At 67.0% G+C, this 12,214-nt stretch carries 12 protein-coding genes and 1 pseudogene; 7 read left to right on the top strand and 6 right to left on the bottom strand.

From position 1 onward, the window contains the following. Positions 1–132 precede the first annotated feature (132 nt). Both ACTWP6_RS28915 and ACTWP6_RS28910 read left to right on the top strand, forming a co-directional pair. Positions 133–1,038 carry an LLM class F420-dependent oxidoreductase gene (locus ACTWP6_RS28915; protein ID WP_193488604.1) on the top strand — a complete coding sequence of 302 codons (906 nt, stop codon included), beginning with the start codon at positions 133–135 and terminating at the stop codon, positions 1,036–1,038. Positions 1,039–1,103: 65 nt separating this feature from the next. Then, positions 1,104–2,651: an IS1182 family transposase gene (locus ACTWP6_RS28910; RefSeq protein ID WP_085173714.1), complete on the top strand. Its 1,548-nt coding sequence runs from the start codon at positions 1,104–1,106 to the stop codon at positions 2,649–2,651. A 172-nt stretch (positions 2,652–2,823) separates the two neighbouring features. On the opposite strand, the gene ACTWP6_RS28905 is transcribed toward ACTWP6_RS28910, so the two are convergent. Then, on the bottom strand, positions 2,824–3,675 hold the full coding sequence (locus tag ACTWP6_RS28905) for an SDR family oxidoreductase (protein ID WP_443189484.1): 852 nt from the start codon (positions 3,673–3,675) through the stop codon (positions 2,824–2,826). An 84-nt stretch (positions 3,676–3,759) separates the two neighbouring features. On the opposite strand from ACTWP6_RS28905, the gene ACTWP6_RS28900 reads away from it, so the two are divergent. Beyond that, the gene (locus tag ACTWP6_RS28900; RefSeq protein WP_443189483.1) at positions 3,760–4,668 is read left to right on the top strand and encodes a LysR family transcriptional regulator; all 909 of its coding nucleotides are present in this window, start codon (positions 3,760–3,762) and stop codon (positions 4,666–4,668) included. 13 nt (positions 4,669–4,681) lie between these two features. Here the strand turns inward: ACTWP6_RS28900 and ACTWP6_RS28895 are convergent, their stop codons facing one another. Then, a complete protein-coding gene (locus tag ACTWP6_RS28895) occupies positions 4,682–5,374 on the bottom strand; it encodes a VTT domain-containing protein (RefSeq protein WP_232067724.1) in 693 nt (230 codons plus the stop codon). A gap of 179 nt (positions 5,375–5,553) precedes the next feature. Here ACTWP6_RS28895 and fbaA point away from each other — a divergent pair, with 179 nt between their 5' ends. Together fbaA and ACTWP6_RS28885 are read left to right on the top strand one after the other, a co-directional pair. Next, positions 5,554–6,588: a class II fructose-bisphosphate aldolase gene (fbaA, locus tag ACTWP6_RS28890; protein ID WP_068918672.1), complete on the top strand. Its 1,035-nt coding sequence runs from the start codon at positions 5,554–5,556 to the stop codon at positions 6,586–6,588. Between the two features lie 118 nt (positions 6,589–6,706). After that, on the top strand, positions 6,707–7,912 hold the full coding sequence (locus ACTWP6_RS28885; protein WP_443189482.1) for a helix-turn-helix domain-containing protein: 1,206 nt from the start codon (positions 6,707–6,709) through the stop codon (positions 7,910–7,912). Positions 7,913–8,003: 91 nt separating this feature from the next. On the opposite strand, the gene ACTWP6_RS28880 is transcribed toward ACTWP6_RS28885, so the two are convergent. Continuing rightward, a complete protein-coding gene (locus tag ACTWP6_RS28880) occupies positions 8,004–8,780 on the bottom strand; it encodes an Rv0361 family membrane protein (RefSeq protein ID WP_443189481.1) in 777 nt (258 codons plus the stop codon). A 96-nt stretch (positions 8,781–8,876) separates the two neighbouring features. Between ACTWP6_RS28880 and ACTWP6_RS28875 the strand changes: the two genes are divergently transcribed. After that, complete coding sequence (locus ACTWP6_RS28875) at positions 8,877–9,293, top strand: DUF3151 domain-containing protein (protein WP_068918670.1); 417 nt, start codon at positions 8,877–8,879, stop codon at positions 9,291–9,293. A gap of 56 nt (positions 9,294–9,349) precedes the next feature. Here the strand turns inward: ACTWP6_RS28875 and ACTWP6_RS28870 are convergent, their stop codons facing one another. Further along, positions 9,350–10,267 carry a cation diffusion facilitator family transporter gene (locus ACTWP6_RS28870; RefSeq protein ID WP_443189480.1) on the bottom strand — a complete coding sequence of 306 codons (918 nt, stop codon included), beginning with the start codon at positions 10,265–10,267 and terminating at the stop codon, positions 9,350–9,352. Positions 10,268–10,367: 100 nt separating this feature from the next. Here ACTWP6_RS28870 and ACTWP6_RS28865 point away from each other — a divergent pair, with 100 nt between their 5' ends. Beyond that, complete coding sequence (locus ACTWP6_RS28865; protein ID WP_232067723.1) at positions 10,368–11,012, top strand: TetR/AcrR family transcriptional regulator; 645 nt, start codon at positions 10,368–10,370, stop codon at positions 11,010–11,012. 152 nt (positions 11,013–11,164) lie between these two features. On the opposite strand, the gene ACTWP6_RS28860 is transcribed toward ACTWP6_RS28865, so the two are convergent. Together ACTWP6_RS28860 and ACTWP6_RS28855 are read right to left on the bottom strand one after the other, a co-directional pair. Further along, entirely contained in the window at positions 11,165–11,944 is a 780-nt protein-coding gene (locus ACTWP6_RS28860; protein ID WP_193488608.1) for a site-2 protease family protein, read from the bottom strand. Between the two features lie 20 nt (positions 11,945–11,964). Beyond that, positions 11,965–12,087, bottom strand: a pseudogene (locus ACTWP6_RS28855) (peptidase M50); the annotation flags it as partial. Positions 12,088–12,214: the final 127 nt, after the last annotated feature.

The following is a 12,214-nucleotide window of genomic DNA, read 5'->3' as shown; positions in this document are numbered from 1 at the left end:
TTTGGCATTGGGCCCTCGGCGCTGACGGAGGCCATGGGCATGCTCAACCACCATTTCGCAGCAGCCGCCTGATCGGCGCAGAGCGACAGCCTACCTCTGACTGCCGCCAATCTTTGCAACAGAGCCGTCAGCATGACCAACAGCCCTCGTGCGCGAATCGACTTTCCCTCCCGGATCGGTGTCTGGTGGGCGTCGGACACCTGGCCCATCACCGCGGCGCAGGAGGTGGCCCGGGACATCGAACAGCTCGGCTACGGGTCGCTGTTCATCCCCGAGGTGACCGGCAAGGAGTGCCTCACCCAGTCGGCGGCGCTGCTGGCGGCCACGCAGCGGTTGGTGGTCGGCACGGGCATCGCCAACATCCACGTCCGCATCGCCACGGCCGCGGAGTCGGGGGCCCGCACGCTCTCGGCGCTCTATCCGGGCCGCTTCGTGCTGGGCCTGGGTGTCAGCCACGCGCCGCTGGTGGAGCACGGCATGGGCGGCACCTACGCCAAGCCGCTGGCGACCATGCGTGGCTATCTGGAGCGGATGGCTGCTCTGCCCGAGGCGATCGAGCCCGGCGCGGGGCGCCCGGTCCGGCTGCTGGCGGCCCTGGGGCCCAAGATGATCGAGCTGTCCGGCGAACTGGCCGACGGCGCCCATCCCTATCTGGTGCTGCCGCAACAGACGGCAACCACACGCTCCATCCTGGGGCCGGACAAGTGGATCGTCTCCGAGCAGGCGGTGGTGGTGGGCGGCAGCGAGGAGCAGCAACTGCGGTACGCCCACGGGCACCTCAACGTCTACAGCGGACTGCCCAACTACCGGAATTCCTGGCTGCGACAGGGTTTCGACGAATCCGATCTGGTGCACGGCGGATCCGACCGGCTGGCCCGCGCGGTCGTCGGGATGGGTTCGGTGGACGAGGCGGCAGCGGCGGTGACCGCACATCTGGACGCCGGCGCCGACCACGTCGTCATCCAGGTCCTGGGGGAGAGCCCGACCGACGATCCGCGGGAGGCGCTCAAGCAGCTCGCCGAGGTGCTGCCGCTCTAGGAGTCTGCTGAATTAATCCCGCGTGGCGGGGGTGGGTTGACCTTTACTTTTGGGATGATTGGTGGGTGCAGGGTCGCTCTGATGATCAGCGTGAGTTGTTGGATGCGGAGTCGGTTGCCGGGCATCTTCTGAAGTCCGACAGCATGTTTGCGTTCTTGGCAGCACATCGCCATGAGTTGTTTCCTGAGGCGATGTTCGCCGATCTCTTCCCGTCACGTCGGGGCCGTCCGAGTGTGCCTGCTGAGGTGATGGCCTCGGTGATCACGCTGCAGGCCCTGCACGGGCTCTCTGACAACGAAACCGTCGAGGCGGTGACCTTCGATCTGCGCTGGAAGGCGGCCTGCGGGCTACCGATCACCGCGGGGGCGTTTCACTCGACGACGCTGACCTACTGGCGACGTCGGTTGGCCGCCTCGGATCGCCCGGATCGCATCTTCGAGGCAGTCAAGTCCGTCATCGCGGCGACCGGGGTGTTGGCAGGCAAGACCCGGCGTGCGTTGGATTCCACCGTCCTCGACGATGCGGTGGCCACCCAGGACACCGTGACCCAGCTGATCGCCGCGATCCGCCGAGTGCGCCGCGACGTCCCCGGTGCTGGGGCAGTCGTCGCTGTGCACTGCCACGCTCACGATTGGAACGACCCAGGTAAGCCGGCCATCGCCTGGAATGACAAGGCGGCTCGCAATCAGCTCGTCGATGCCCTAGTCGGCGATGCGCACCGCCTGCTGGGACACCTTCCTGAGCAGGACTTGGGGCCCCGCGCCGCTGAAGCGGTGGCGTTGTTGGCGTTGATCGCCGGCCAGGACGTCGAACCCGTCGAGGGCTCTGATGGCACCGACGGACACTGGCAGATCGCGCACAACGTTGCCCCGGACCGGGTGATCTCCACGGTCGATCCCGAGGCCCGCCATGCGCATAAGACGGTGCACCGCCGCCAGGATGGCTTCAAAGCCCACATAGCGATCGAACCCGACACCGGGCTGATCACCGACTGCGCACTGACCAAGGCCAACGGCCCCGATAATCACGAAGCCGTGATCGGACTGGCTCTACTCGACGGTGAGGACACTGCGGTGCGGGTACTCGGCGATTCGGCCTACGGCACCGGCGCTGCCCGTGCCGCCTTGGCCGACTCCAAGCACATCGCGGTGATCAAACCGCTGCCGTTGCGCGCTCCGGTGCCCGGGGGTTTCACCACCGACGACTTCGCTATCGATGTCGATGCCCGCACCGTGACCTGTCCTGCCAACCACACGTTGTCGATCCCGCCCGGCGGCGGCGTGTGTTTCGGGAAACGCTGCAGCACATGCCCGTTGGCATCACAGTGCACTACCGCCAAGCGTGGCCGCAAACTCACCTTGACTGAATACGAACCCCTGCAACGGGCTGCCCGCGCCCATGCCCGCGATCTGGGTTGGCAAGCTGAATACCGCCAACACCGCCCCATGGTGGAACGCTCGATCGCCTGGTTGACCCGCGGTAACCGCAAAGTCCGCTACCGCGGTGTGGTCAAGAACAACCACTGGCTGCATCACCGCAGTGCCGCACTTAACTTGCGTCGCCTCATCACCATCGGCCTGACCCACACCGGCACCAACTGGGCCATCGCCTGACACCGACGAGGTCTTGCCTGCTTGAAAACCCCATGCCACGCTGAACACAGCGGGGTGACCTCGAATTCTGTCGGCCCTCGGGTCTGACTTACACCAACGCGCCACCGAGCGCTCTGAGGCACCCCGCCCCAAAACCCCTAATTCAGCAGACTCCTAGCCGGCGCCGGGAGATCTAGCGTCGGAAGGCGTCGCGGTGGCGCGCCGCCCAGTCGCGAAAAGCGATGGGCGCCCGGCCGGTGATCTCACCGACCGCCGGTGTGACGACGGCGTCCTCGTTCACCTCGAATGCCCATTGGCCCATGAGCAGATCGAGGTATGCCGGCGGCAGGATCTGCCCGTAGAGTGCTCGGGCTCGAGCCTCGGACAGGACGTCGATCTCGATTGCCATGCCGATGGCCTCGCTGATCAGGCCCACCTGAGTCCGCATGGTCAACGATTCGGGCCCGGTGAGGACGATTCTGTCCCCGTCGAGCTGTGAGGTGGTCAGTGCGCGTACCGCGACGGCGGCGATGTCCTCATCGGCTATGGGCGCCTGATGGGACTCAGGGAACGGCAGCCCGACCGCGCGGCGCTGCCGAATCTGGTTGGCCCAGAAGCGGATCGCGTTACGGGCGAATGCGCCCGGGCGCAGACACACGGTGGTGAAGCCACCGTCGATGACCGCGTTCTCCACCGCGAGGTGCCGCTGCTTGTTGTATTCGACGAAGGGCTCGTCACGCGTGGTGTCGATCGTCGACAGCACGACGACCTTGGCGACGCCCGCGTCCTTCATCTCCTCGACCAGCGCGGGGAGAGAATCCGGCTGCGCGAAGCTGTAGAGGAAGACTGCCTCGACACCCTCGAGGGCGGGTCGCATCGTGTGCGGTTGGTCGAGGTCGCCGGGCACCATGTCCAGCTGGGGCCAGCGTCGGGACTCGGGCCGGCGGCACGTTGCGCGCACCTGGACCCCGGTGTCGCGGAGTTGTTCGATGATGCTGGAGCCCACGCCTCCGGTGGCTCCGGTGATGAGTACTCGTGTGATCATGTTCGGCTCCCTCGGTCGTTCTCGACTGTAGGAACCCTCAACCATCAGCACCAATCATCTTTTAGAAAGTGCGACATTCATCGGGTGAATCTTTCCGGGGTGGATCTCAACCTGCTCGTCGTGCTGCAGGCACTGCTGGAGGAGCGCAGTGCGACCAGGGCTGCTGCACGCCTTCATCTCACCCAGCCCGCGGTGTCGAATGCGCTGGTGCGTCTGCGGGTTCTGTTGGGTGATCCGCTCTTTGTCCGCGCCGGGCGGGGTCTCAGTCCGACTCCCGCCGCGCTCGCCGTGCAACCGCGCCTGGAGGCGGCACTTCGGCTGCTCGAGGAAGTGGTGCAGGATCTCGACGACTTCGACATGTCGACGACCACCCGGGAGTGGATCATCGCCTTCGCTGATCTGTACGGTCCCCTCGTGCTGCCCGAGCTCGACCGGCGATTGCAGCAGCAGGCTCCGCGGTCGAGTGTTCAGGTGGTGTCGGTGGACCGGATGAGTGAGGCGGACGTGCTCGCCACCGGTGAAGTCGACGTCTATATGTGCATTCCCAGCACCACGCCGCCGGGGTGGCGTTCCGAACCGGCGTTCAGCGAGGACACCGTCGGCGTGATCGCCGCCCACCACCCTGACGCCGGCAGAACCATGACACTCGACCGGTTCGTCGAGCTGCCCCACGCGCACGTCCGCATCAGTCCGCGGCGAGGTCGCGAGGTCGACGATGCGCTGGCGAGGCTCGGCCGCCGCCGCCGTATCCGTCTGACAGTGCCGCACTACAGTTCGCTGTTCCCCGTCGTCGAGAACGGTCACTGCATTGCCGTCGCCCCGCGGCGCGTGGCCCGGCACTACGCGCGCCACTCGGCGCTCACGCTCTTCGAGTTACCGCTGGAGTTGCCGAGCTTCGATGTGCGGCTGTTCTGGCACGCCCGGGTGGACGCTGATCCGGGTATCAGTGCCGTGCGGAGAATCCTCCGCGAGATCGTCCAGGCCGACGCGTGACCCTCGACAACCGTCAGGGCTGCTCGGGGGCCGGTGTTTCCTTGGACCGGCCCCGGGAGCGCTTCACCACCTCGAGGGCGATCGGGATGATCGAGACCAACACGATCGCGATGAAGATCATGTCGACGTTGTCACGGATGACGGCGATCTGTCCCAGCAGATACCCGAGCAGGGTCAGGCCCGCGCCCCAGACGATGCCGCCCAGGACGTTCCACTTGATGAAGGTGGAGTACTTCATGTTGGCCGCACCCGCCACCAGGGGGGCATAGGTCCGCACGATCGGCACGAAGCGGGCCAAGAAGATCATCGCCGGACCGTGGCGCTCGAAAAAGTCGTGAGCCTCGTCGATGTAGCTCTTCTTGAACAGCTTGGCGTCCTCTTTGAAAAGCCGCTCACCACCGTTCTTGCCGATCCAGTAGCCCACCTGGTCACCGAGCACCGCGGCGATCGGGATGGTCAGCATCAGCACCCACAGCGGGGCGAACGCCGGCACCTCTTCGGAACCGCCCGCCGCCACCAGGCCGGCGGTGAACAGCAGCGAGTCGCCGGGGAGCAGGGGAAACAGCAGACCCGACTCGATGAACACCACCAGCAGCAGGCCCGCCAGCGTCCAGGTGCCGAATGAGTTAAGCAGCGTCACCGGTTCCAGAAAGCCTGGTAGAAGGGCTAAATGGGTCACGGTTTCGGCGGAGGCCAGGGCGGTCACGGCGACAAGACTACCGGCGGGGGCTGTCAGTCCGGTCGATGAGCCGGCGAGGGACGAGCCGGGGAGGGAGGGCCGGACTGCGAAGGTCTTGACCCGGTCCGCGCTGCTGCCCGGGAACACTTCTTGACATACTGGCCCAGGAGTAACTTCGCCGACCAGCACGCACGAGGAGTCCGCCCATGCCGATCGCCACGCCCGAGGTCTACGCCGAGATGCTGAGCCGCGCGAAGGAGAACTCCTACGCGTTCCCGGCCATCAACTGCACGTCGTCGGAGACCGTCAACGCCGCCCTCAAGGGCTTCGCCGACGCGGGTAGCGACGGCATCATCCAGTTCTCCACCGGTGGCGCCGAGTTCGGTTCCGGCCTGGGCGTCAAGGACATGGTGACCGGCGCGGTGGCGCTGGCCGAGTTCGCCCACGTGGTCGCGGCCAAGTACCCGATCACGGTGGCGCTCCACACCGACCACTGCCCCAAGGACAAGCTGGACACCTACGTGCGCCCGCTGCTCGCGATCTCCGCCGAGCGCGTCGCCAAGGGCGAGAACCCGCTGTTCCAGTCGCACATGTGGGACGGCTCGGCGGTGCCGATCGACGAGAACCTCGAGATCGCCAAGGAGCTGCTGAAGCTCTCGGCCGAGGCCAAGATCATCCTGGAGATCGAGATCGGCGTGGTCGGCGGTGAAGAGGACGGCGTCGAGGCCGAGATCAACGACAAGCTCTACACCACGCCCGAGGACTTCGAGAAGACCATCGACGCCCTGGGCGTCGGCGAGCACGGCAAGTACCTGCTGGCGGCGACGTTCGGCAACGTGCACGGTGTCTACAAGCCCGGCAATGTCAAGCTGCGCCCCGACGTGCTGGACCAGGGCCAGAAGGTGGCCGTGGCCAAGCTGGGGCTGGCCGAGGGCTCCAAGCCGTTCGACTTCGTGTTCCACGGTGGCTCCGGTTCGCTGAAGTCCGAGATCGAGGACTCGCTGAAGTTCGGTGTGGTGAAGATGAACGTCGACACCGACACCCAGTACGCCTTCACCCGCCCGTTGGCCGCGCACATGTTCACCAACTACGACGGTGTGCTCAAGATCGACGGCGAGGTGGGCAACAAGAAGGTCTACGACCCGCGCAGCTACCTGAAGAAGGCCGAAGCGGCGATGAGCGAGCGCGTCGTCGAGGCCTGCAACGACCTGCACAGCGCCGGTAAGAGCGTCACGGCCTAGAGGGATTTGTGGAGTCTTACCGGCGGTCAGCGCCGTGTTCTGTTTCAGGACATCGCTGACACATGTATGTCTCGGGACATCGCTGACACCTGAGTAGGGCCTGCGACCAGGATGGTTCATGGCCCAGAAGGTGACGGCAATGGACGTGCGTATGGCGGCAGCGCTGGCCGGGCAGATCGATAACGTGGCGGAGTTCTGCCGCCGGGAGAACATCACTAGAGAGACCTTCTACAAGTGGCGGCGGCGGTTCCTCGAGCACGGCCTGGCTGGGCTTGAGGAACGCTCACGCCGGCCGATGTCGCATCCAGGGCAGACCAGCGCCGCGGTCGAAGAGGTGGTGCTGCGCCGACGCCAGCATCTGATCAGCTCGGGGTTAGATCACGGCCCGGAAGCGATCGTATGGTCGCTGCGCGACGACAGCGATATCCCCCTCGCCGCGCTGCCCTCTCGATCAACGGTGTGGCGGATCTTGACCCGCCACGGCGTGATCACGCCACAGCCACAGAAACGACCGAAATCGGCGACCATCAGGTTCTGCTTCTCCCGACCCAACGAGTGCTGGCAATCAGACTGGACACAATGGCAGCTCGCCGACGGCACCCGGGTGGCCGTCGCTGGCACCCTTGACGATCACTCCCGCTACCTGACCGGTCTGGCCGCCGGGGTCGGCGACGGCAGCGCTGAGCTGGTCTGGGCGGTCATGCTCGCCGGTATCACCGAGTGCGGAATACCTGCGATGTCGTTGACCGACAACGGAACTGTGTACACCGGCCGCCTGCGCGGCTATGAAGCAGCGTTCGAAATCAACCTACGTTCGGTGGGCACGCGCACCATCAATTCCGCCCCGTATCACCCCCAGACCTGCGGCAAAATCGAACGATTCTGGCAGACCCTGAAGAAATGGCTGCGCGCCCAACCAGCCCCGGCCACCCTCGCCGAGCTCAACACCCTGCTGAGCTCCTACCGGCAGTTCTACAACCACCACCGCGCCCACCGGGCGCACCGCGGAACCACTCCCGCGGCGATCTTCACCGCCACCGAAGCCGCGCGCCCAGCACCGCGGCCGCTACCAGGACCGGTGTTCGTCACCCGCCACACCGTCAGCGCCGCTTCTGGGCAAGTGTTCGTGCCGCCCTACAAAGTCAACGTCGGACGCCGCTGGGCCGGGCACCTCTGCGACAGCATCCGCGACGGCAACCACATCGCCATTTTCAGCGGCAACCACCTCATCCGCGAACTCGAGGCCGACCCCAACCGCCGCTATCAACCCATCCAAACCGGCACCCGCACCTACCGCACACGCGAACCAATCAAGGCACACTGAGTGTCAGCGATGTCCCGAGACAAAAGTGTCAGCGATGTCCCGAGTCACCACACGGCGGTCAGCGCCGGTGAGACTCCGCTAATCGCAGGAGTTACTGGGGGGCCTGGCAGATCTTCCAGGTGTTGTCGCGGAACTCCAGGTCGAAGCTGCGCGTCGAGCGGGTGGCCGGGTCGAACGCCATGAACGAGGTGACGTTGGCTTCGGCGTGATCGCCGTTGACCACCACCTGATCGACGCTGGCGACCACCGGGTACTGCTTGGCGGCCGACACCTTGGCATGGGTGTCCTGCCACTGCCGGTCGTCGTACTTGATGTAGCTGTCGGCAGTCGCGCCGCAGGTCACACTGCGCAGCTTGGCCAGATCGCCGTTCTGGATCGCGGTGTCGAAGCTCTGGATGGTCTCGCGGACCTGGTCCTCCTGCGAGGCGGCCGAGTCCTCGCCCCGGGTCAGCAGCACCGTGGTGAGGATGGCGACGGCGGCCAGCGCGGCGATCACCAGGACCACGGCGATGACCCAGCCCCAGCTGCGCTTGCGGCCCGGGACCTTGGGTGCGTCGGTGCGCGGCGGGATGGTCTGCGGCCTGGCCGGGCGGGGCCCCGCCCCGGGTCCGGCGAACGCCGGATCGACCTGGGGGGCGAAGACCTCGGTCGCCGGCTCGTCGGCGGTCCGGCCGATGATCTGGGTGGATCCGGCGTCCATGCCCGAGGGGGCGGTGTAGCGGCGCTCGCCCGGTGTGATGGCCGGCTCGGTCTGCTGGTTGGCCTGGTCAGGGGCAGCGAACACCTCGGTGGCCGGGTCGTCGTGCGTCCGGCCGGCCTCGGCGTCGGTCCTGGAGGGTTCCTGGTCCGGCCCTGAGGGGTCTGACATGGATCTGCGGTCCTCCCGTGCTGCCTGCATGACTGTGGTTCGAGACTAGTGCCACCGGCGCATGCCCTCTGCCACCCGCACGGCACAATAGTCGCCATGACGCGCATGGGTGATCTTCTGGGTCCCGAACCGGTGTTCCTGCCCGCTGACATCGAGGCCGAAGGCGATCTGGCCGCCGGGGAGAACCCGGCGATCGTGGCCGCGGCGCATCCGTCGGCGTCGGTGGCCTGGGCGGCGCTGGCCGAGGCGGCCCTGGACGAGGACAAGGCCATCACGGCGTACGCGTACGCCCGCACCGGCTATCACCGCGGTCTCGACCAGCTGCGCCGCAATGGCTGGAAGGGTTTCGGGCCGGTGCCGTTCTCGCACGAGCCGAACCGGGGTTTCCTGCGGTGTGTGGCCGCGCTGGCGCGGGCGGCCGAAGCGATCGGCGAGACGCCCGAGTACGCCCGCTGCCTCGACCTGCTCGACGACTGCGATCCGGCGGCACGTGGGCAGCTCGGCCTGGGCTAGCCACGGTCGACGAGCCCGTGGGGCACCCCAGCGGAGAGAGGGCCGGGCTCGAGTATCTAGTGGCTGTGGGATCCGGTGTCGGGTTCCGGTGGGCCCGAGCAGTCGTCGGTGCAGCCCGGCGGCTCCACCTGGACGGTGGCGTGGGCCAGACCGCGGGCGGCCAGTACCGCCCGGGCATCACCCAGGACGCGCGCTGAATCGTCGGTGCTGGTCAGGTGCGCGGTGGCCATGTCCTTGCCCGGCACCAGGGTCCACACGTGCAGGTCGTGCACCTCGGTGACCCCGGGGACGTCGCGCAGGGCCCGCCGCAACTCGTCGACGTCGATGTGGGTGGGGGAGCTCTCCGAGAGGATGCGCAGGGCTGCGCGGGCCAGGGCCACCGCCCGGGGGAGCACCCACAGGGCGACGAACACGGCCACCACCACATCGGCATAGGGCCAGCCGGTGGTGACGGTGACGATGCCTGCGATGAGCACCCCGATGCTGCCCACGGTGTCGGCCACCACCTCCATGTAGGCGCCCTTGACGGCCAGGCTCTTCTCGGAGTCGCCGCGCAGCAGGAGCACCACCACGACATTGGCGATCAGCCCGGCCAGTGCCACCACGATCAGCGGGACGCCCGGCACCTCGGGCGCACCGCCCAGCCGTTCGAACGCTTCGTAGAGGATGAAGGCCGCAACGCCCATCAGCAGCACGGCGTTGGCCACGGCGGTGAACACCTCGGCGCGGTGCCAGCCGTAGGTGCGCGCCGGCGACGCTGAACCTCGGCGCGCCAGGAGCACCGCGGTGAGCCCCATGAACATCGCCACCAGATCGGTCAGCATGTGGCCGGCGTCCGCCAGCAGGGCGATCGAGTTGATCGTCAGCGCCGTGACCAGCTCGATGACGAAGAAGGTGGTGAGAATCCCGGCGGCGATGAGCATGCGGCTCACCCGCGTGTCGCCGCCATGGCTGTGATCGTGACCGGCACCCATGCCCAGCAATATATGCGCATTTCCGCATATGTCGCAAGGCGCGGGTAACCAGCCTGTTGCGCGGCCCGCTTGCATACATTCAGAAATGTATCCTGGAGAAGTGATCCGACAGACGACGCGGCGGCGCAGCCAGGAGGAGCGCAGCGCGGAGACGCGGACCCGTCTGCTCGACGCCACCATCGAATGCCTGCTGCGCTACGGCTACGCTGGCACCACCACGCCGCGGGTCGCCGAACTGGCAGGTGTCACCCGCGGGGCGCAGGTGCACCACTTCGGGTCGAAGGACGACCTGATGCTGGCCGCGCTGCAGCACCTGACGGCCAAGCGAATCTCGGCCGAGGTGGCCCGCTTCTCGCTGGACTTCGCCGGCGGCGGCGACCTGATCGACGCGATCCTGGAGCTGCTCTGGGACATTCACAGCGCGCCCATCTTCATCCCGATCGTGGAGCTGTGGGTGGCCGGCCGCACCGATTCCGCCCTGGGGCAGGAGGTGGCGAAGTTCGAGTCGGTGGCCAACACCACGCTGATCTCGGTCATCGCCGAGTTCGCGCCCGAGGGCATTCACCGGTCGATGGCCGACTTCGTCTACACCGCGATGGACGCGCTGCGTGGAATCCTGATCTCGAGCTTCGTCGACGCCGACCCCACCCGCGCGCGGCGGCGCTGGGACCGTGCCAGCGCGAACCTGCGGCGCATCGTGGACCCCGAGGTCGCCGAGTGGGCACTGGCCCAGAGCGCCAACTGAGCCGTCGAGTAGACGCACTTACATACAGGGCTGTATGTTATTTGCAGCTTCGGGCGGTGCGCCGGGGTGGCATCGGGTAGGGCGGCACGGTAGAGGGGGTCGTGCGAGCCCGACGAGGGGTCTGATGCGGCCCTGGCGCACCACCGGAGCCGCTACAGCCAGGCCGACCAGAACCGGGTCAGCTGACCACCGACGGACGACAGGTACGCCGGCACCCCGGACAACTCGTAGAGCCAGTAGACGCCGCCGAAAAACCACTGATTGAGCTGCGGAGCAATCAGCAGGAGCAGCAGGATCATGAAGCCCCACGGTTTGAACCGGTCCAGCGCGCGCTGGGTGTCGTAGCTCAGGTGCGGCTCCAGTGCTCCGTAGCCGTCCAGCCCCGGGATCGGTAACAGGTTGAGCAGCAACGCCGTCACCTGCAGGAAGCCCAGGAACGCCACACCGGCCCAGAACACCCCGTGTGCGGCGTCGTAGAACAGTCGGGCGCAGGTCAGCAGCAGCACCGCCAGCACCAGGTTGGCCAACGGCCCGGCCAGACTGACCACGGTGCGCTGACGTGGGGTCATCCGCGCGGTCTGGACGTAGACCGCCCCGCCCGGCAGGCCGATCCCGCCGAGCGCGATGAACAGCAGCGGCAGGCCCAGCGACAGCAGGGGGCTCGAGTACTTCAGCGGATTGAGGGTCAGGTAGCCGCGCACCGCGACGTCGTGGTCGCCGTAGCGCCAGGCGGTGTATGCGTGCCCGAATTCGTGCAGGCACAGCGACAACACCCAGCCTGCGATGACGAACACGAAGACCCCGGCGTAGGCCAGCACGGTGACCGATTCGGCGGCAAGCCAGGCCAGCACCCCGCCGAGAACCGTCAACGCGACGATCACGAGGAACACCGGGCTGGGCCGGACCGACTGCCCCAGGGGACGAAGACTCACGTTTCGACGTTACCGGCGGCTCACACCGTGACCCTCAACCAGCCTTCGATGTGCCGGTAGAACGTCGAGCGGCGCACCGGTCGGGGGGCCGCCACGCCGTCACGCACCACCACCGCAGCCGGCGTACCCAGCTGGGCCGCGCGGCGGCTCTGTTGCAAAGATTGGCGGCAGTCAGAGGTAGGCTGTCGCTCTGCGCCGATCAGGCGGCTGCTGCGAAATGGTGGTTGAGCATGCCCATGGCCTCCGTCAGCGCCGAGGGCCCAATGCCAA

The sequence above is a fragment of the Mycobacterium sp. 4D054 genome (genome assembly GCF_052245755.1).
GTDB lineage: Bacteria > Actinomycetota > Actinomycetes > Mycobacteriales > Mycobacteriaceae > Mycobacterium.
This window is presented reverse-complemented; position numbering and strand designations above follow the sequence as displayed.